Genomic DNA, 19,830 nt, shown 5'->3' with positions numbered 1-19,830 from the left:
CATGAAGCTCTACATCACCGCCCCGTCGCCCTTCGCCCGCAAATGCCGCATCGTCGCGCGCGAGAAGGGGCTGTCGATCGAGGAAGTCTTCGTCGATCCCTACGCCAATGCGCCCGAACTTCTGGCCGCCAATCCCGTGGTGCAGGTCCCGACCCTGATCGCGCCGGACGGCCTGCCGGTGAACGATAGCCCGGTGATCTGCGAATATCTGGACGGCCTCGGCTCCGGTCCGCGCCTGCTTCCCGCGGAAGGGCCCGAGCGGCTGCGCGTGCGGCGCATCGAGGTGCTGGCCGACGGCCTGCTGGAGATGGGCGTCAAGCTGGTGCTGGAGAAACGCCGTCCGGAAAGCGAGCGCTCGCCCTCGTGGATGACGCGCTGGACCGAGAACATGCACCGCTGCCTGGATGCGCTGGAGGCCGCCGGCCTGTCGGCGGACGATTTCCACATCGGCGTCCTGAACACCGGCGTGGCCCTGACCTGGATCGACTTCCGCCATCCGGACTTCGACTGGGCGACCGGGCGGCCGGGACTCGTGGCCCTGCAGGCGGCGCTGGAGGCGCGGCCGAGCTTCATGGAAACCCGGCCGGCCTGATCAGGCGATCAGTTCTTCTTGAAGGCCTGCTTGCATAGTTCCTCGCCGAAGGCGCTGCTCATGTTCTGCTCGGCGTTGGCGGCCACGACGGCGCCGATCACGCCGCCGACCATAATGGTGCGGCGGATGTTGTACTCGCCCACCACCGCGCCCGAGGCGTCGGTCAGGCGCGCGACGCCGCTGATCTCGCTCTGGCTCGGCGCGAACAGGGCGATGGCCGCATTGGCCGAGTGATAGCCGTTCAGCGTGACCGTCAGCACCAGCGGATAGTCGCCGTCCGCGCACTCGTTCAGCTTGCTCTGGACGGTGTTCTGGAACTGGGCGGTGAAGTCGCCGCTGACGTTGGAGGGGGTGTTGTGCAGTTGCACCAGCGTCACCCTGGCGCGCGCGGCCGCGTCCTTGGAGATGGGATGCACGGCGCTGGTGCCGTTCGACGTGACGCAGCCGGCGAGCAGGATCGCGCCCGAAAGGGCGAGGTGAACAATCTTCATGAAATCCCCCGATTTGGTCGCATCAGCCCCCCGTGGTCGATGCAAGCTCAGGATATAGCCCCGCTTTCACCGCCTGTCTCCTGCGACCTCACGGTTCGGTGATTGACGTTCCCGGGGGTGGGGTGCGAGTTAGCCGTCAGGTCCGCCGGGGGGCGGACCTTTATCCAAGTCTTGGGGGCTTCATGATTTCCATCCGCACCGCGCGCTTCGGCGTGCAGGCGATCGCGCTTGCCGCGGCCGCCCTGACCCTGCCGGCCTGCGCCACGGTGACTCGCGGCACCAGCCAGAACTTCTCCGTCGAGAGCACGCCCCCGGGCGCGCGCGTCACCACCTCGACCGGCTTCGAGTGCGCGGCCACGCCGTGCTCGTTCCGCATGCCGCGCAAGCCGGGCTTCACCGCCACGGTGTCGATGGACGGCTACGTCACCCAGGAAATCCGGGTCGACAGCCGCATGGCCGGCAGCGGCGCCGCGGGCGCGGCGGGCAACATCCTGATCGGCGGTCCGATCGGCCTGGTGGTCGACGGCACCTCGGGCGCCATGAACGACCTGACGCCGAACCCGCTGGTCGTCGAAATGTTGACCCCGGCCCAGGACGCCGAGCGCCGCCGTCAGGCTGCGGCCGCTCCCGCCGCTCCGGCCGCCGCCCGGCCGTAAGGCCCGGCGCACCCTTAGTGCGTTTTCAAGGGGGCGGGACGGACTTCGGTCTGTCCCGCCCTTTCTGTTCAGCCCAGCACGCCCGACAGCTGCAGGCCCTGGAAGCCGGCCAGCAGGATCAGCAGGCCGCCCACCGCATAGGTCATCGGCCGGCGCGGCACGCGCTTGGCGATCAGGCCGGCGAAGGGCGCGGCCAGCAGGCCGCCGACCACCAGTCCGCCCACGGCGGCGGCGTGGTTCTGCAGGGCGTCCGCTTCTTCCCAGTGGCCGCTCAGCAGGGACCAGACGAAGGTGGCGCTGACGGCGACCGTGACGAAGAATTCGGCGGTGTTGACCGTGCCGATGGCGCGGCGCGGCTCCTGCCCGGCGCCGACCAGGGTGGACGACACCGTCGGCCCCCAACCCCCGCCGCCGATGGCGTCCAGGAAGCCGCCGACGGCGCCCAGGGGCGCGACGATCCAGGTCGGGCGGATCAGGCGCGGCTTCACGTCATGGCCGGCGCGCCATAGGATCCAGACGCCCATCAGGGCCAGGTAGGCGATGACGAAAGGCTTGACGACATTGCTGTCCAGTCCCGCCAGCACATAGGCGCCGATACACCCGCCGACGACGCCGGCCGCCGCCAGCGGGAGCAGCATCTTCCAGTCGACGTTGCGGTGCCAGGCGTGGCTGCCCGCCGAGGCCGCGGTGGTGAAGACCTCCGCTCCGTGCACGCTGGCCGAGGCCGTCGCCGGCGGCACGCCGAAGGCGAGCAGCACCGAGGAGGAGATCACGCCGTAGGCCATGCCCAGGGACCCGTCGACGGCCTGCGCGAGGAAACCGACGACGAGGAACAGCAGGAAGGTTTCCATGAAGGCTCTGCGTGGCGCGGACGAAGATGTCCTGTCGAGCTAATGCGCGAAGCCGCCGGTTGTAACGGCGACGCTCTCACGTTTCCGTCAGGCTGCATTACCCCTTATTCACTGGACCGTGCGTCGTCCGGAAGGCTTCGTCCCGGTTCCGATGCCGTGAAGGGATGATGTGATGATGATCCGAACGCTTCTGGCCGCGACGTTCGCGACCCTCGTATTCGCCGGCCAGGCGTCGGCGCAGATCGGCAATGAACCGTCCAGGCCCGACCCCGCCTTCGCCTGCCATGTCGGGCTCTATCGCCTCGCCGACGGGACCCTGATCGACGTCGCCCCCATCGACGGCCCCGGCGGCCGCTGGCGGCTGCTCGACGGCCGCACCGCCCGGCTGCGCCAGGACGCCTCGGGCGCCTGGACCGGAACGGAGGGTTGGACGGATCGGCCCGCGGCCCTTCAGGCCTCCTTCGGCGACTGCACCACCGCGGACCGTATGACCTTCGACGGTCGCGAGGCGCGTCGTGTCGACCTGCCCACGATCGACGCGCCCTTCACCAGCGCGGACGGGACGCGGCTGGCCGGCCGCCTGATCCTGCCGCCCGGTGACGGCCCGGTTCCGATCATGATCGAGGTGCACGGATCGGAAGCCTCGGCGGCCCTCGACTACAACTGGTTCCAGCGGCTGGCTCCGGCGTCGGGCGTCGGCGTCTTCGTCTATGACAAGCGCGGCACGGGCGGCTCCGGCGGGACTTACGGCCAGAATTTCGACCTTCTGGCCACCGACGCCGCCGCCGCCGTCACCGCGGCGCGCCGGGCGGCGGGCGCCCGCGCCGGACGGGTCGGCCTGCACGGCGGCAGCCAGGGCGGCTGGGTCGCGCCGCTGGCCGCGACCAAGGTCCCGGTCGACTTCGTCACCATCGGCTTCGGCATGGCCGAGGGCGTCCTGGCCGAGGAACGCGGCGAGATCCGTGACAGCCTCACGGACAAGGGATGGGGACCGGAGGTGCTCGCCGAGGCCGAGAAAATCTTCACCGTCACCACCGCCTTCGTGTCGTCGAACGGCGCGGTCGGCTTCGCCGATCTCGACGCCGTGCGCGCCCGCTATGGTTCGGAACCGTGGTTCAAGGACATCGGCGGCGACTTCACCCCCATGCTCCTCAAGTCGTCGAACGAAGAGATCACCGCCCTTCTCGCCCAGATCCAGTGGGGAATCATGTGGGACTATGACCCCCTGCCGACTCTGCGCGGCCTCGATGTCCCCATGTTGTGGATCCTGGCTGCGAACGACACCGAAGCGCCGATGGAGGGCACGCGCACGCGCCTGACCGCCCTCGCCGCCGAGGGCCGTCCCGTCACCGTCGTCCAGTATCCGGACGCCGACCACGGCATCGTCCAGTTCGAGCCTGGCCCCGACGGGACGCGGATCGAGACCCGCTATGCGGACGGCTACATCCAGGCCGTGCTCGACTGGGCCGCCTACGGCGCGCTGCGCCATGACCTGGGCCGCGGCGAAGTGCTGGCCCGTCCGGCGGGAGGCCGCCGATGAAACCGACCCGCCGTTTCGTCCTGGCCGCCGCAGCCGCCGCGCCCCTGGTCGGCGCCGCTCGGGCCGCCGACATCGATCTGCTGAGCGTGGGCCGTCCGCTGCCCCGGTTCGATCTGCTGAAGCCCGCCGCCCGGACCTATCTGCGCTCGGTCGAGAAGGACGGCGCCCATATCGCCGTCGACATCTGGCGGCGCGAGGTCCGCTTCGAGGAAATCGAGGGCGTCCGGCGTCTTCACATCGTGCAGCGCTGGGACGGGACCGGGCAGACGCCCTCCCTGGCCGAGCGCGACTCCGTCTTCGAGATCGGGACGTTCCGCCCGCTGACCCACATCCGGACCACCACCCGCGACGGGAACCGCGTGGTCGAAGGGTTCCGATTCTCGCCCGAGGCCATCACCGGTCTGTCGGATCTGCCTGACAACAGCCGCGCCGACTTCTCGGTGCCGGCGTCCGAGGCGGCGTACAATTTCGAAACCGACATGGAGATGCTGCAGACCCTGCCGTGGGCGCCGGGGTACGCCGTCTCCATCCCCTTCTATCATCCCGGCGGAGGACCGCCGGCGCGCTATGTCTGGCGGACCGGCGACCAGGCCGTCCTGACCGGTCCGGACGGGTCGGCGATCGACTGCTGGGTGGTCGAGACGGACTACAACTCCGGCGGGGCCTCGATCGCGCGGTTCTGGCTGGCCAAGTCGACCCAGCAGCTGATCAAGATGGAAAGCCCCGGGACGGCCGGAAGCCTGCACCGGAAAACCCTGCTGTACTGACGCCGCATTGGACAGGTCCCGGCGGGCCGGATAGGAGATCGGCCCCTTTCCGGAGAAACCCTTGCGACTTCCCCAGGCCCGGCTCGATCAGGTGCTCGACCGCTTCCACGAGGTGGAGGCGCGCATGGGCGCGGCCTCGGACGGCGCCGAGATCGTGCGCCTGTCCAAGGAGCACGCCGAACTCAAGCCGGTCGCGGACGCCGTCCAGGGCCTGGCCCGGACCCGCGCCGAGATGGCCGACCTGGAAGTGATGGCCGAGGATCCGGAGATGGCCGACATGGCCGCCGAGGAGCTTCAGTCGCTCAAGGATCGCCTGCCGGAGATGGAGCGCGAGGTCGCCCTCCTGCTGGCGCCCCGCGACGCCGACGAGAACGCCTCGGCCGTGCTGGAAGTCCGCGCCGGCACCGGCGGCGACGAAGCGGCCCTGTTCGCCGGCGACCTGTTCCGCATGTATTCGCGCTACGCCTCCACCCGGGGCTGGAAGGTCGAGGTCGACAGCGCCACCGAGGGCGAGGCCGGCGGCTACAAGGAAATCATCGCCACCGTCACCGGCGACGGCGTGTTCGGCCGCCTGAAGTTCGAGAGCGGCGTCCACCGAGTCCAGCGCGTCCCGGCCACCGAGGCGGGCGGCCGCATCCACACCTCGGCCGCCACCGTCGCGGTCCTGCCCGAGGTCGAGGACGTGGAGATCGAGATCCACGACAAGGATATCCGCATCGACACCTTCCGCGCCTCCGGCTCGGGCGGCCAGCACGTCAACAAGACCGATTCCGCCGTGCGCATCACCCACTTCCCTTCGGGCATCGTGGTGACGTCGTCCGAGAAGTCGCAGCACGTGAACCGCGACAAGGCGATGAAGAATCTGCGCGTCCGCCTCTACGACATGCAGCGCCAGATGAAGGACAACGCCCGCTCGGACGCCCGCAAGTCACAGGTCGGCTCGGGCGACCGGTCCGAGCGCATCCGCACATACAACTTCCCGCAGGGCCGGGTCACCGATCACCGCATCGGCCTGACCCTGCACAGCCTGCCGCAGATCCTCGAGGGCGACATCGATCCGATGCTCAACGCCCTGATCGCCGAGGACCAGGCCGCCCGCCTGGCCGACCTGGAAGCCGAGTTCGGCTGACCATCAGTTTCGCGGACGAATCCGCCGCCGCAGCAATCGGTCCGACAGCGCCTCGGCGTGCTTCAGCGTGAAGGCCAGGGCCGCCGGATTGCCGCGCTTGGGTCCGACGCTGTCGGCCATGACTGCCCCCCGTTCGCCCAGCGCCACCGGTTCGCCGGTGGTCGTGTCGATGGCGGTCTGGTGCTCGATCTCGGCGTTCAGTTCGGCGCCCATCAGGATGATCTGCACGCTCAGCCAGGTCCACAGCAGGAAACCCATCATCGCCGCCAGCGGGCCGTAGGAGGCCGTGCGCACGAAGGTCTGCAGATACCAGCTGAAGCCCAGCGACAGCCCCACGCTCAGCAGGGCGGCGAAGATCGCGCCCGGCGTCAGCCAGCGCCATCGCGCCTTCTGCCGGCACGGACCCATGCGGTAGATCAGCGTCAGCGCCGCGCCGTAGATCAGCAGCAGCACCGGCCAGCGGAACGGCGCCAGATAGGCCCACTCGTCGGACAGCCCCAGCACGCTCAGGGCCACGGGCACGCCGACCACCATCCCCGCCGCCAGCAGCACCGCCAGCAGGCCGGACACGGTGAAGGCCATGCACAGCAGGTTATACCGGATCAGGCTGCGCCGCTCGACCTCGTGATAGGCGACGTTCAACCCGTAGAAGAGCACCTTGATCGCCCCGTTGGCCGTCCACAGCGACAGCGCCAGGGTCCAGACCAGGGTGAAGGTCAGCTGGCCGGTCGAGTTCTGGGCCAGCCGCTGCATCTCTCCGCCGAGGAACTCGGTGACCCCCTGGGGAAGCACGGAATACAGGAACTCCAGCCGGCCCCAGGCGTCGTTCGGATCGGCGAACAGGCCGTATATGGTCACGAAGGCGGCCAGGGTCGGGAACAGCGACAGGACCACGAAGAAGGTCACCCCGCCGGCCACGAACCCGACCCGGTCGCCGAAGTAGGAGGCGCCCCAGCGCCAGAAGATGTCGACCCAGCCCTTGTGCGGAATATGTTCGGGCCGTCGCGCGGTCCGGCCGCGCCCGGGCTCCTTGGCGTCGAAATCCTCGGGCGTGGGCGGTCGCGGGGGCAGGGGCTCGGGCCGCTGCGGACGCAGCTCCACCCCGAACTTGTGCCCGCGCGTGTACAGCAGGTGCGCGGCTCCCGCGCCGGCGGCCAGGCCGCCCAGGATGGCCCCCGCCACGCCCCACAGACTCGGTCCCGTCTTCCTGTCCAAGCCTGTCTTTCCCGACTGTCGCTGCATGGGCGCGACAACGGCCAAGCTGCCCCTGCCGTTCCCCGCTTCTTGCGGACCCCGCGAACCCCGTCATAGCTTGGGGTGGTTCGGGGAACCATCATGCGGATCAGAAGTCTCGTCTTTCTCGTCGGACTGGCCATGACGTCCGTGGCGGTCGCCGCGCCGTCGCCGTCAGCCCCGCAGGCGTCCCGAACCGCCCCGGACCCGGACGATCCCCTCTCCGGCCCCTGGAGTTCGGAAGCGCTGGAGGAGGCGGCCGCGCCGCTCTTCAAGCTTCGTCGCCTGAACGGCGCGGCCGCCGGCGACGGGGCCCTCGAAACCCGGCTCTCGGCTACGCCTGACGCGGCCGAAAGGGCGCGGCTGTTGACCGCCTATGGCGTGACCCTGATGAGCGAAGACAGCGACGACCCTATCGCCGCCGCGGCTCTGGCCCTGCCCTATATGAAGCGCGCTGTCGCCGAGGGACGCCAGGGTTTCGCCGCGGACAGCCGCATGCTGGCGATGCTGCTTTCGGACGCGGCCAGAACCGAGTTCATGGCTCGCGGATCCCAGACATCGGCGGATGCGGAGCGGTGGTTGGAAGAGGCCCATCGCATCCGCGTGGCGCGGTTGGGCCCCGGTCATATCGAGACGCTCTCGACCCTGACCGGATTGGCCGACATTCGCAGCGTCGCCGACGGTCTCAACGAAGATCCGGCGCGCGTGCAGGCGGTCGCCGCCCTCTATGAACCGCTGCTAGGGGCGGATCCGGTGGAGGGGACGGATCGCCAGGACCTGACCATGCTGTTCAACCAGTGGACGGTCTTCCTGGCCGGCGCGCGGCGGCCTGATGAGGCCTGCGCGGTGCTGGACAAGATGAATGCGCTGTCGGACCGGCTGGGTCTCGACATGGGCTATGCCGGCTACGTGCTGGGCGAAGCCCTGTCGGAGGCCGGCTATGCGGATCGCGCCGCGCCCCTGATCGATCTGGAGGCGTCGGCGATGGCGCTGCTCGGAGCCCGGGCTCCGACGCCCGGCAAGCCGCCCCGCTGTGGTCGGTAGAGCTTGAAATCGTCGGCCAGCCGCGCCAATCCGTCCACATGACCGACGCCGCCTCCGCCCGCACCCTGCTGACCGCCTGGAAGGCCGCCACGGCCGATCTCAAGGCCGCCCGAATCGACAGCCCCTCGATCGACGCCCGCCTGTTGCTGGAGGTCGCCGCCGACTGCTCGCGCACCGACATCCTGACCGACCCCTACCGCGTCGTGACCGACGCGCAGCGGGCCGTGCTGGACGGCTATATCGCCCGCCGTCTGAAGCGCGAGCCGGTGTCGAAGATCCTTGGCCAGAAGGGCTTCTGGAAGATCATGCTGAACGTCACGCCCGACGTCCTCAGCCCGCGCGCCGACACCGAGGCCCTGCTGGACGTGATCATGCTGGCCTACGCCCCGCATGAGGCCTTCACGATGATCGACCTGGGCACCGGCTCGGGCGCCATCCTGCTGGCCACCGTGGCCGAGCGTCCGGCGGCCAAGGGGGTCGGCACCGACATCTCGACCGAGGCCCTGGCCGTGGCGCGCGAGAACGCCGCCAACCTGGACCTCGCCGGCCGTTGCGACTTCATCCGCACCGAATGGGCCACCGGCTTCGCGGAACACAGCTTCGACCTGGTGGTCTCCAACCCGCCCTACATCCCCTCGGGCGACATCGCCGGCCTCGATCCCGAGGTGCGCGAGCACGATCCCCACCTGGCGCTGGACGGCGGCGAGGACGGCCTGGTCGCCTATCGCGAACTGGCGCCCGAGATCATGCGCATCCTCAAGCCCGGCGGGACCTTCGCGGTCGAGATCGGCTGGGATCAGGGGCCGCAGGTCAAGGCCCTGTTCGAGGGTGCGGGATTCGAGAACGTCATCGTGGTCAAGGACCTGTCCGACCGCGACCGCGTCGTCACCAACGGCCCCAATCCGCGGACCAATCCGATTCCGAAGATGTGAGGCGAGGGGGGCTGTATGGCGTCGCCATACAAATCCCCTTGGAAACGCCACGATCCCGCGCTAAGTCTCCCTTGTCTCCCACCCGAAACGCACGCCTCGAACCGCTCTGGTTCCTGACTCGCGCGCGTTCAGGGCAGTGACGGTCGGGCCAGTCGCCCGGCGGACCACGGGGCGGCACGGCTTTCCGAACACATCGCCAGCGGGGAATAGGCCCCGCCCGAGACGGAACACCCCCGGACGGATACCGAGCCTTCGAGGTCCGGTCCGCCCTCCCCATCAAGGCACGGTAGCGTCCGATGAGAGATTTCAAGGGCATGAAGCGTCAACGCGGACGCAACAGGAAGCCCGGCAGCGGCGGCAATAACAACGCCAACGCCACCAACCCCAATCGTTCCTGGGACTCGCAAGGACCCGAGAACATCAAGGTCCGCGGCAACGCCCAGACCGTCTATGAGCGCTACATGCAGCTGGCGCGCGACGCGTCGGCCGGCGGCGACCGCGTTCTGGCCGAGAACTACACCCAGCACGCCGAACACTATTTCCGCGTCCTACGCGCCCTGCAGCCCCAGCGTTCGGTCTCCGAGATCGCCCAGCGCGAACTGGCCGGTCAGGGCTTCGACATCGACTTCGAGGACGAATCCGGCGCCCAGGCGGCGGCCATCATGGCCGCCCAGCAGGCCGAGGCTGACCGCGTCGCCCAGCAGGAAGCCCGCCAGCGCGAGCAGGAAGAGCGCCAGAGCGAGCGCTCGAACGAACAGCCCCGCCGCGAATGGCGCGACCGCGACGATCGTGAGCCGCGTGAACCCCGCGAACCGCGTGAGCCGCGCGCCGAAGGCGCCGTGCCCGCCCCCGCCGCTGATGGCGAGGCCCGCGAGGGCGGTCGCCGTGAGAGCCGCCGCGAACGCTGGGAGCGCCGCCGGGACGAACGCAACCGTCGCTTCGACGGCGAGGGCGACGCTCCCGCCGACGCCGCCGGCGACGAGGCTTCCTTCGAGGCCGAGCCCGCGCCCGTCGCGGAAGCCGCTCCGGCTCAGACCCCGGAACGCGCCGAGCGCGCCCCGCGCCGTTCGCGCCGCGAGGAGCAGCCCGCCGACGAGGCGCCCACCGCCCTGCCGGGTTTCCTGACCCGTTCGGCCGCGCCCGCTCCGGCGCCCGAGGCGGCCGCTGAAGAGGCTCCGGCGCCCAAGCGCCGCGCGCCGCGCCGCAAGGCCGACGCCCCCGCCGAAGACAGCTGACGCGTCCTCCCGCGAGGGGAGAAGCGCCATCGCCGATCCGGTGTTCAACGCTCCCGCGACGCGAGGGCGCTTGACGCCGGCCGTCCGGACCGGTCCAAAAGAGCCGAGCCACGCCCTCAGCCTGAGTTCGGGAGCGCCCATGCCTCGTCTGTTCCGGCTGCCGACCCTGATCGTCGGCGCCGTTCTGGCCTTGTCCGCCTGCGCCACGCCGCCGGCCCCGCCTCCGCCCCCGCCGCCGTCGGGAGCGCCTAGCGCGACCCTGCGCGACTGGCGCAGCATCGTGACCGCCGCCGACCGCGACCGCTACGCGCGCCGCGACGCGGCCTGGTCGCTGGCCCTGCAGCAGGCGCGCCGCCAGCGCGGCTCGGGCGACCTCAACAGCCTGGGCGACCTGATCGATCCGGATGCGCGCCGTCCGTCCGTCATTCCCCCCGCCGGCGCCTATCGCTGCCGCACGGTCAAGCTGGGGTCCCAGGGGGGCGAGGACGGTCTGGGCTACGTCGTCTACGGCTGGTTCGCCTGCAGCATCGAACAGACCCGCAGCGGATTGAAATTCGTCAAGCTGACCGGTTCACAGCGGCCCGCGGGCCTGCTGTTCCCCGAGGACGACCGCCACATGGTCCTGCTCGGCTCCATGGCCCTGGCCTCCGAGCCCCCGGCCAACTCCTACGGCCAGCGTCCCGACCGGGACCTGATCGCGACGCTGGAGCGTATCGGCGAGCGGCGGTGGCGGCTGGTGATCCCCTGGCCGCAGAACGAGTCCAACCTCGACCTGATCGAGCTCGTTCCCGCCTGATCGGAAACCCGATCGTTCGTCGCCCGTTGTGCAAGCTCAGCCATATGGAGCCTGCCCGATGCGGACCCTGATCGCCGTCGCTTCCGTCGCCGCCCTGCTTGCGGCGTGCGGCGACAATCCGCCCCCCTCGACCGGCGACAGCCCCGCCGCGCCCGAGCCCGCCGAAAATCCGGCCGCCGCTCCGGCTCCAATCCCTGAGAAGGCCGAACAGGCCGAGGCTTCCGGCTGGCGCGGGATCGCGTCCGCCGCCGACGCCGCCAATCTGGGCCGCCTGGACGAGGCCTGGCGCCTGGCGCGCGCCGAGGCGGAGGACAAGGGCTTCGCCTCGCAGGTCGAGGCCCTGGGGCCGCTGGTCGATCCGAACGCCGGCCAGGCCGGGCGGCTCCAGCCCCCGCCGGGGACCTATCGCTGCCGCACGGTCAAGCTGGGGGCCAAGGCCGAGGGCGGGCTGGCCTATGTCGCCTATCCCTTCTTCCGCTGCACGGTCGAGCTGACGCCTGGCGGCGACCTGATCCTGACCAAGACGACGGGATCGCAGCGCACGCGCGGGCTGCTTTATCCGGACACGGACCGTCGTCTCGTCTTCATCGGCGCCCAGGCCTGGGGCGCGGACGAAACCGGCTTCCCGGCCTACGGCGCCCAGTCCGAACGCGACCAGGTCGGCGTGTTCGAACGCATCGGCCCCGAGCGCTGGCGCATGGTCGTGCCGTGGCCGCGCGTGGAATCCAAGCTCGAGATCCTCGAACTGGCGCGCTGACGGGGGCTCAGCCCTTCGGCGTGCAGGCCAGCGGTTCGCGGTACAGGGCTCCGCCGGGGTCGAGGCGGCGCGCTTCGGCCAGCTGGGCCTCGGCGTCCTCGCATCGGCCCAACGCCGCCAGCGCCGCCGCATAGGAATGGCGCACCGGCGCCAGTTCCGGCCGGCCCGCGACGGCACGCTCGCAATAGGTCACGCCCTCGGCGGCCCGGCCGGCCTCGACCAAGGTGTAGCAGTGGTTGTTCTGGGTCAGCGGGTCCGCGGGCTGCAGATCCAGGGCGCCCTTGCTGGCGGCCACGGCGGCCTCGTAGTCGCCCAGTTCCGTCAGTGTCCCGGCGCGGCGGCTCAGGGCCTCCCAGCCGATGGCCGGAACCGCCAGATACATCACCCGCGCCTTCTGGAAGGCCGTGGGATCGCTGTCCTTCAGGATCGGCAGAAGGATGCTGAGGATCAGGGCGCGCAGCTCGTCGTTGACCGGCATCAGGGCGTAGGCGGGCGTGTCCGCCGGCGGACGACCGTCCAGGAAGCCCCAGGCGATGGCGGCGTCGGCGCGGGCGTCTTCCACGCGACCGCCATAGCGGCGGGCGTCGGCTCTGAAGGTGTGGAACACGATATCCGAGGTCATGGCGTGACCGGGGATCTCGGCCTTGTCATAGAATCGCAGCGCCTCGGTCAGGTCGCCCCGCATGTAGGCCTCGGTCCCCAGGTTGATCATGGCCAGGCTATAGGCGGGCGTGCCTTCCCGCGCCGCGTCCGCGCAGGCCTGCCAGCCGGCGAAGGTGGGGCCGACGCAAGCGGGCGGCATGGGCCCCTCCTGCACCTGCGGCGCGGCGGTCAGGAGGGTGAGAAGCAACGAGATCATCAGGTCAGCCCTTCGCCAGCCGCAGGTCTTGATAGTCGTAGCTGAAGTCCGCGTCCGGACTGACCGCCTTCAGCGTCGCCGCAACCGCCACGCCGTTCTCGACCTTGAAGGTCACGAACACGTCCTCCTCGCGCTTGTCGGGGAAGCGGGTGCGGAAAGTGTCGCCGTCATAGGGTTCCAGCGGCCCCTTCAGGGCGTTGGTGCGGGTGAAGTCCAGGTGCAGGCCCGTGCGGCGGTTGCGGCCGCGCCCGGTGGTCTGTTCCTCGATCCGGATCTCGCCGTACCAGGGATCGCGCCACGCTCCGGCATAGGCCGCGATGGGCAGGGACGGCGCGGCGCCCGCCGCCTGTTTCGCGTCGATCTCGGCGGCGGCCGCAATGGATTTCGCATTGCCTTCCTGCGTCAGCCGCACCCCGTCGGCGATCCAGTCGAAGCCGGTCTTGCCCATGATGATGTCGGCGATGCCGCTGCGCAGGGTGCGCGTCAGCTGGCTTTCTTCCGCGTTGGTGAAATAGCTGAAGCCGGCGTTGCGGCCCGGCAGCAGCACCGTGCCCGACAGATAGCCGGGGGCGCCGCCGCCGTGGGTGATGAACCGCTCGCCGCGATAGTCCTGCACCTGCCAGCCGGTGGCGTACGTCGAGGCGATGGCCCGGCCCGGCAGCTCCGCCGTCGGTCCGCCCGAACTGGAGATGATGATGTTCGGCCGCCACATCTCGTTCGACCGCGCCTCGGACCACAGGCGCGTCCCGTCGGGCAGGGCGCCCCTGTTCAGCTGCACGGCGATCCACTTGGCCCAGTCGACCGGATTGGTGACGAAGCCGCCGGCGGCGCCCGCCGCCGACCAGTCCCAGACCTCCTTGATCGACTGGCCGATGGTCTGCATCGGCCCCTGGTAGCGCAGCGGCGGTCCGATCCGGCCGTGCGGCAGCGCCGACTTGGCGGGGTCGGCGTGGGTCATCAGCGGCAGGGTCTCGGTCATGCCCAGCGGCGTCAGGATGCGCGTCTGGATGAACTGCTCCCACGGCATGCCGCTGGCCGCCGCGACGACCTCGCCCGCCGCCACGAACATCAGGTTGCAGTAGTGGTAGGAGGTCCGGAAGCTGTCCTCGATCGGCACGTGCGGGATGGCCGCCATGATCTCGGCCCGGCTGCGATTGCCGTTCGGCCAGAACAGCAGGTCGCCGGCGCCCAGGCCGAAGCCGATGCGGTGGCTGACCAGGTCGCGCACCGTGACCATGTCGTTCAGCTCGGGCTTGGACAGGCTGAACCCGGGCAGATAGGTCCGCACGGGTTCGTCCCATTTCACCTTGCCCTCGTCGATCAGGATCGACAGGGCGGCGCACGTCACCGCCTTGGTGTTGGACGCAATGGCGAACAGGGTGTGCTCGTCCACCGCCGCCCCGCCGATGGCGCGCACGCCGTAGCCGCGGGTCAGCACCGGCCGGCCGTCCTTGACCACGGCGACCGACACCGCCGGTTGATCGGGGAAGGCGGCCATGGCCCGCTTCACGAAGGCGTCGACCTGATCCGCCAGCGCCGTCTGGTCCGCCGTCTGGGTCCATCCGGTCGCGGGCAGGGCGGCGGCGCCGGCGGACGAGATCAGCGCCGCGCGGCGCGTGAGACGGATGGACATGGAGACGCTCCCGACAAATTGCGCCGGGACGCTAGCCCGCCCACCCGTCCGTCGCCAAGCGGGAAGCGGCGGAGCCGTCCACCCGGTCATGCTGTTCGAGATGTGCAGACGAAAGGGCGGAAAAGTGACGTGTTGTGTAAAAACCGTAATGAAATGAAAAAGATGTAACTCGGGTGATCCGCAAATCGCTGTTAGTCAGCAGGCTGCGCGAAGGCGGTCCCGGCCTTCGCATCTCTATGGCTGGGGGCCATGTCGAACCTTAAGCTCATCCTGCTCACCAGCGTCGCCCTGACGCTGCCCGTCGGCGCCGCGGCCGCCCAGACCGCTCCGGCTCCGCAGCCCGCGCCGCGCGCCGCCCCGACCCAGGCTCAGGCCCCGACGCCCGCCCCGGCGCCGGCCCAGACGCCCGCCCAGACGCCCGCTCAGGCCCCGGCTCCCGAGGGCGAAAAGCCTCAGGAGGCTCCGGCCGAGCCGACGGCGATCGGCGACGTGGTCGTCGCGGCCCGTCCCAACGATGTCCGCACGTCGATCGACTCGACCAGCTACAGCCTGGCGAACGACCTGCAGGCGGCCACGGGCTCCCTGGCCGACGCCCTTCGCAATGTGCCGTCGGTCGAGGTCGATCCCGACGGCAACGTCAGCCTGCGCGGCGACGCCAACGTCACCATCCTGGTCGACGGCCGGCCCTCGACCCAGTTCAACGGCCCGAGCCGCGCCCAGATGGTGCTGCAGATTCCGGCCAGCCAGTACGCGCGCATCGAGGTGATGACCAACCCTTCGGCCGCCTACAGCCCTGAAGGATCGGGCGGGGTGATCAATCTGATCTCCAAGCCCAACGCCGTGCGTCCCGGCGCGACCACCACCGGCTCGATCCGCGCCAATATCGGCGACAACGAGCGCTACAATTTCGGCGGCAGCATCGCCCATGTGATCGGCAAGACGACCCTGTCGGCCGATATCGGCGTGCGTCACGACACCTTCGTTCAGGAGATCGACCGCCTGCGTGAACGGTTCGACGCCGGCGCCGGTCGCTTCCTCCAGGCGCGCTCGAACCTGAACGCCGACGGCCATTCCGACAACGTCTTCGTGCGCCTCGCGGCCGAACATAACCTCGACGACAAGACGCAGATCACCGGCGAAGTCCGCCACGTCGACGTTGAGAACGTGATCAACGCCCTCGACCTCTATGAGGCCGATGCCGCCAGCGGCGGCCTGGCCTCGGCCTACGCCCGCAACTCGACCGGCGGTTTCTCGGGCCAGTTCTCGGGCGGGTCGGCGCGCGTCCTGCGCCGCTTCGACGGCCAGGGCCACGAATGGTCCAACGAGGTCCGTTTCGACCGCAACCGCTTCAGCCTCGACTTCGACACCACGGTGAACCTGCGCATCCCGGCGCCGGCCCTGTCCTATGAGACGGTCGAGAACCAGAACCGCCAGGACCAGCTGGGGATCACCAGCGCCTATGTCCGCCCCCTGGCGGACGGCGGCCGTCTGCGTCTCGGTTACGAGCTGCAGGCGTCCAATCTGAAGCTCGACAACTTCGTCGCGCGGGGTCCGACGCCCGGCGGCATGATCCCCGATCCGATCGTCTCCAACGCGTTCCACGTCGATCAGACGGTGCACGCTCTCTATGCGACCTGGGAAAAGCCGTTCGGCGAGAAGCTGTCGGCCCAGTTCGGCCTGCGGCTGGAACAGGCGAACATCGACCTCGACCAGGTCACGACCAACATCCAGTCGTCCAACGACTATTTCCGCGCCTATCCGACGCTGCACCTGTCCTACACGCTCAGCGAGGGCGAGACCGTCCGCGGCAGCTACAGCCGGCGCATCCAGCGGCCCAACCCGCAGGACCTGAACCCCTTCCTGAGCTATCAGGACAACCTCAACTACCGCTCGGGCAACCCGAACCTGCTGCCGCAGGAGACGGATTCCTTCGAGGTCATGTGGCAGAAGCGGGTTCAGCAGACCTTCTATCAGGCGACCCTCTACTACCGCGACACCACCGACGCCTTCACCCAGGTGACCAGCGACATCGGCGGCGGCGTCTTCCTGACCCGGCCCGAGAATCTCGGCTCCAGCACCGCCACGGGCATCGAGCTGGTGGCCAACGGGGCGCTGCATCCGACCCTGCGCTACAACGCCAGCATCAACGGCTTCCGTCAGGAAATCGACGCCGCGGGCATTCCGGGCGCGGTCAACCGCTCGATCGAGAGCGTCGGCGGCCGCCTGACGCTCAACTGGCAGCCGACCCAGGACGACTTCGTGCAGCTCTCCGGCATCTGGACCGGCGACCAGCTGCTGGCCCAGGGCGAGCGCGTGCAGGCCACGCTGGTGAACTTCGGCTACCGCCGCAAGCTCAACAAGGACTGGTCCTTCCAGGCGACCGTGCGCGACGTCCTCGACGAGTTCGGGGCGACCACCACCATCCAGACCCCGGCCTTCACCGACCGCACCCGCATGACCTTCGGCGGCCGTGCGGCCTATATCGGCCTGACTTGGACCTTCGGCTCGGGCCAGCGGCGCCCGGAACAGTTCGACTTCTCGGCGCCGTCGACCGGAAGCTGATCCCTCTGTCGCCACGCAAGGGCTCGCTCTTGCGTGGCGAATGGGCCACACCCACCTGAGCTGCAGCCGGACGGCGCGTCGCTGGCTTGAAAGGGCGCGTCTTCCGGAATCCGCCTCAGAAGGGGATGCCCGCCTTGAATCTCGACCTCTACTCCGACCGCGCCAAACAGGCCGTCCAATCCGCCCAGTCGCTGGCGCTGGCCCGCCGGCACCAGCAATTCGCGCCCGAACACCTGCTCAAGGTGCTTCTGGAAGAGCGCGACGGCCTCGCCCGCAACCTGATCACCGCCGCCGGGGGCGACCCCAAGCGCGCCGAAGCTGACGTCGAGACCGCGCTGAGCAAGCGCGCCCAGGTCTCCGGCGGCTCGGGCCAGCTCTATCTGGACGGCGACACCGCCCGGGTCTTCGCCGCCGCCGAGGCCGCGTCCAAGAAGGCCGGCGACGCCTTCGTCACCACCGAACGCCTGCTCTCGGCCCTCGCCCGCGAAGGCGGGGTCGCCGCCACCGTCCTCGGCGCCGCCGGGGCCAAGCCCGACGCGCTGGACGCCGCCATCGTCGAGGTCCGCAAGGGCAAGACCGCCGACAGCGCCGCCGCCGAAGACGGCTATGACGCCCTCAAACGCTACGCCCGCGACCTGACCCTGGCCGCCGCCGACGGCAAGATCGACCCGGTCATCGGCCGCGACGAGGAGATCCGCCGCACCATCCAGGTCCTGGCCCGCCGCACCAAGAACAACCCCGTCCTGATCGGCGAACCCGGCGTCGGGAAGACCGCCATCGTCGAAGGACTCGCGTTGCGGATCGTCAACGGCGACGTGCCTGAAAGCCTGCGCGACAAGAAGGTCCTGTCGCTCGACATGGGCAGCCTGATCGCCGGCGCCAAATACCGTGGCGAGTTCGAGGAGCGGCTCAAGGCCGTGCTGAACGAGGTTGCGGCGGCCGAGGGCGGCATCGTCCTGTTCATTGACGAGATGCACACCCTGGTCGGCGCCGGTAAGGGCGACGGCGCCATGGACGCCTCCAACCTGCTCAAGCCGGCCCTGGCCCGCGGCGAGCTGCACTGCGTCGGCGCCACCACGCTGGACGAGTACCGCAAGCACGTGGAGAAGGACGCGGCCCTGGCCCGGCGCTTCCAGCCGGTCTTCGTCGCCGAGCCCACGGTCGAGGACACCGTCTCGATCCTCCGTGGACTGAAGGAGAAGTACGAGGTCCACCACGGGGTGCGCATTTCCGACGCCGCCATCGTCGCCGCCGCCACCCTGTCGAACCGCTACATCACCGACCGCTTCCTGCCGGACAAGGCCATCGACCTGGTCGACGAGGCCGCCAGCCGCGTGCGCATGGCCGTCGACTCCAAGCCCGAGGCCCTGGACGAGATCGATCGCCGCCTGGTCCAGCTGAAGATCGAGCGCGAGGCCCTGAAGAAGGAGACCGACAGCGCCTCCCAGCACCGCCTCGAAAAGCTCGAGGACGAGATCCTCGATCTGGAGGGACAGTCCGACGACCTGACCGCCCGCTGGAAGGCCGAGAAGGAAAAGGTCGGCGCCGGCGCCCAGCTGCGCGAGACGCTCGACCGCCTGCGGGCCGAACTGGCCGCCGCCCAGCGCGCCGGCGACCTGGGCCGTGCGTCCGAGATCGCCTACGGCCAGATTCCGCAGATCGAGAAACAGCTCGCCGACGCCGAAGCCGCCGAAAGCTCCGGGTCCGGACCGTTGACGCCCGAAGTCGTCGACGCCGAACAGATCGCCGCCGTCGTCTCCCGCTGGACCGGCGTTCCGGTCGACAAGATGCTGGAGGGCGAGCGCGAAAAGCTGCTCCAGATGGAGGACGCCCTGCGCCACCGCGTGGTCGGCCAGGACGCCGCGCTGGAGGCTGTCTCCGATGCGGTCCGTAGAGCCCGCGCCGGCCTCAACGACCCCAACCGCCCGCTGGGCAGCTTCCTCTTCCTGGGCCCGACGGGCGTCGGCAAGACCGAGCTGACCAAGGCCCTGGCTGACTTCCTGTTCGACGACGAGGCCGCCATCACCCGTCTCGACATGTCGGAATACATGGAGAAGCACTCCGTCAGCCGCCTGATCGGCGCCCCTCCGGGCTACGTCGGCTATGACGAGGGCGGCGCCCTGACGGAAGCGGTCCGTCGGCGGCCCTATCAGGTCGTCCTGTTCGACGAGGTCGAAAAGGCCCACCCCGACGTCTTCAACGTCCTGCTCCAGGTGCTGGACGACGGTCGCCTGACCGACGGCCAGGGCCGCACCATCGACTTCCGCAACACCCTGATCATCATGACCAGCAACCTCGGCTCCGAGGCCCTGGCCAACCAGGGCGAAGGCGACGACGTCGAGGCGGTCCGCCCCTACGTCATGGACGCCGTCCGCGCCCACTTCCGCCCCGAGTTCCTGAACCGCATCGACGAGATCATCCTGTTCCGCCGCCTGGGCCGCGAACAGATGGGCGGCATCGTCCGCATCCAGCTGGCCCGCTTCGAGAAGCTGCTGGCCGACCGCCGCCTGACGCTGGCGCTCGACGACACCGCCGCCGCCTGGCTGGCCGACAAGGGCTATGACCCGGTCTATGGCGCGCGTCCGCTCAAGCGGGTGATCCAGAAGGAACTGGTCGACCCGATCGCCCGCAAACTGCTGGCCGGGGAGATCGAGGACGGCTCCGTGATCGCCGTGTCAGCGGGCGGGGACGGGCTGGAGATCGGGAAGGCGCGGGTGCACTAGGCTGCCTGATGCCGCGCCCTCTCCGGTGGA

At 69.8% G+C, this 19,830-nt stretch carries 17 protein-coding genes; 12 read left to right on the top strand and 5 right to left on the bottom strand.

Features of this window, described 5'->3' with window-relative positions; genetic code table 11:
- The first annotated feature begins 1 nt into the window (after window position 1).
- Window positions 2-592 carry a glutathione S-transferase N-terminal domain-containing protein gene (locus AC3WRV_RS00620; protein ID WP_492311772.1) on the top strand — a complete coding sequence of 197 codons (591 nt, stop codon included), beginning with the start codon at window positions 2-4 and terminating at the stop codon, window positions 590-592.
- A gap of 8 nt (window positions 593-600) precedes the next feature.
- On the opposite strand, the gene AC3WRV_RS00615 is transcribed toward AC3WRV_RS00620, so the two are convergent.
- Window positions 601-1,083: a hypothetical protein gene (locus AC3WRV_RS00615; RefSeq protein ID WP_492311771.1), complete on the bottom strand. Its 483-nt coding sequence runs from the start codon at window positions 1,081-1,083 to the stop codon at window positions 601-603.
- Window positions 1,084-1,265: 182 nt separating this feature from the next.
- On the opposite strand from AC3WRV_RS00615, the gene AC3WRV_RS00610 reads away from it, so the two are divergent.
- Window positions 1,266-1,739, top strand: a complete 474-nt coding sequence (locus AC3WRV_RS00610) for a translation initiation factor 2 (RefSeq protein WP_492311770.1) — start codon at window positions 1,266-1,268, stop codon at window positions 1,737-1,739.
- Between the two features lie 68 nt (window positions 1,740-1,807).
- Here AC3WRV_RS00610 and AC3WRV_RS00605 read toward each other — a convergent pair whose 3' ends face one another.
- The gene (locus AC3WRV_RS00605; protein ID WP_492311769.1) at window positions 1,808-2,590 is read right to left on the bottom strand and encodes a sulfite exporter TauE/SafE family protein; all 783 of its coding nucleotides are present in this window, start codon (window positions 2,588-2,590) and stop codon (window positions 1,808-1,810) included.
- 172 nt (window positions 2,591-2,762) lie between these two features.
- On the opposite strand from AC3WRV_RS00605, the gene AC3WRV_RS00600 reads away from it, so the two are divergent.
- The 3 genes from AC3WRV_RS00600 to prfA all read left to right on the top strand — a co-directional run bounded on the left by AC3WRV_RS00600 (window position 2,763) and on the right by prfA (window position 6,026).
- The gene (locus AC3WRV_RS00600) at window positions 2,763-4,130 is read left to right on the top strand and encodes an alpha/beta hydrolase family protein (RefSeq protein WP_492311768.1); all 1,368 of its coding nucleotides are present in this window, start codon (window positions 2,763-2,765) and stop codon (window positions 4,128-4,130) included.
- Window positions 4,127-4,897, top strand: coding sequence for a DUF3108 domain-containing protein (locus AC3WRV_RS00595; RefSeq protein ID WP_492311767.1), 771 nt, complete (start codon window positions 4,127-4,129; stop codon window positions 4,895-4,897). The genes AC3WRV_RS00600 and AC3WRV_RS00595 overlap by 4 nt, the downstream gene beginning before the upstream one ends.
- A gap of 61 nt (window positions 4,898-4,958) precedes the next feature.
- Window positions 4,959-6,026 (top strand): peptide chain release factor 1, encoded by a 1,068-nt coding sequence (gene prfA, locus AC3WRV_RS00590; RefSeq protein WP_291839191.1) that lies wholly within the window; start codon window positions 4,959-4,961, stop codon window positions 6,024-6,026.
- A gap of 3 nt (window positions 6,027-6,029) precedes the next feature.
- Here the strand turns inward: prfA and AC3WRV_RS00585 are convergent, their stop codons facing one another.
- Window positions 6,030-7,241 (bottom strand): YihY/virulence factor BrkB family protein, encoded by a 1,212-nt coding sequence (locus AC3WRV_RS00585; protein WP_291839187.1) that lies wholly within the window; start codon window positions 7,239-7,241, stop codon window positions 6,030-6,032.
- 120 nt (window positions 7,242-7,361) lie between these two features.
- Between AC3WRV_RS00585 and AC3WRV_RS00580 the strand changes: the two genes are divergently transcribed.
- From AC3WRV_RS00580 to AC3WRV_RS00560, 5 genes are all read left to right on the top strand, one after another.
- Window positions 7,362-8,303, top strand: coding sequence for a hypothetical protein (locus AC3WRV_RS00580; RefSeq protein WP_492311766.1), 942 nt, complete (start codon window positions 7,362-7,364; stop codon window positions 8,301-8,303).
- A 38-nt stretch (window positions 8,304-8,341) separates the two neighbouring features.
- On the top strand, window positions 8,342-9,235 hold the full coding sequence (gene prmC, locus AC3WRV_RS00575; RefSeq protein ID WP_492311765.1) for a peptide chain release factor N(5)-glutamine methyltransferase: 894 nt from the start codon (window positions 8,342-8,344) through the stop codon (window positions 9,233-9,235).
- A 314-nt stretch (window positions 9,236-9,549) separates the two neighbouring features.
- Complete coding sequence (locus AC3WRV_RS00570) at window positions 9,550-10,470, top strand: DUF4167 domain-containing protein (RefSeq protein WP_492311764.1); 921 nt, start codon at window positions 9,550-9,552, stop codon at window positions 10,468-10,470.
- Between the two features lie 139 nt (window positions 10,471-10,609).
- Complete coding sequence (locus AC3WRV_RS00565; protein ID WP_492311763.1) at window positions 10,610-11,266, top strand: DUF4893 domain-containing protein; 657 nt, start codon at window positions 10,610-10,612, stop codon at window positions 11,264-11,266.
- A 58-nt stretch (window positions 11,267-11,324) separates the two neighbouring features.
- Window positions 11,325-12,023 (top strand): DUF4893 domain-containing protein, encoded by a 699-nt coding sequence (locus AC3WRV_RS00560; protein WP_492311762.1) that lies wholly within the window; start codon window positions 11,325-11,327, stop codon window positions 12,021-12,023.
- A 7-nt stretch (window positions 12,024-12,030) separates the two neighbouring features.
- Here AC3WRV_RS00560 and AC3WRV_RS00555 read toward each other — a convergent pair whose 3' ends face one another.
- Both AC3WRV_RS00555 and AC3WRV_RS00550 read right to left on the bottom strand, forming a co-directional pair.
- Window positions 12,031-12,882 carry a hypothetical protein gene (locus tag AC3WRV_RS00555; RefSeq protein WP_492311761.1) on the bottom strand — a complete coding sequence of 284 codons (852 nt, stop codon included), beginning with the start codon at window positions 12,880-12,882 and terminating at the stop codon, window positions 12,031-12,033.
- Between the two features lie 4 nt (window positions 12,883-12,886).
- Entirely contained in the window at window positions 12,887-14,515 is a 1,629-nt protein-coding gene (locus AC3WRV_RS00550; protein ID WP_492311760.1) for a serine hydrolase, read from the bottom strand.
- A 249-nt stretch (window positions 14,516-14,764) separates the two neighbouring features.
- Here AC3WRV_RS00550 and AC3WRV_RS00545 point away from each other — a divergent pair, with 249 nt between their 5' ends.
- Together AC3WRV_RS00545 and clpB are read left to right on the top strand one after the other, a co-directional pair.
- Entirely contained in the window at window positions 14,765-17,077 is a 2,313-nt protein-coding gene (locus AC3WRV_RS00545; RefSeq protein ID WP_492311759.1) for a TonB-dependent receptor domain-containing protein, read from the top strand.
- Between the two features lie 134 nt (window positions 17,078-17,211).
- The gene (gene clpB, locus AC3WRV_RS00540; protein WP_492311758.1) at window positions 17,212-19,800 is read left to right on the top strand and encodes an ATP-dependent chaperone ClpB; all 2,589 of its coding nucleotides are present in this window, start codon (window positions 17,212-17,214) and stop codon (window positions 19,798-19,800) included.
- Window positions 19,801-19,830: the final 30 nt, after the last annotated feature.

The organism is Brevundimonas sp. EU05-FHT14B11, assembly GCF_058790835.1.
The sequence above is the reverse complement of the archived record's forward strand: the minus strand, read 5'-3'. Positions and strand labels throughout refer to the sequence as shown.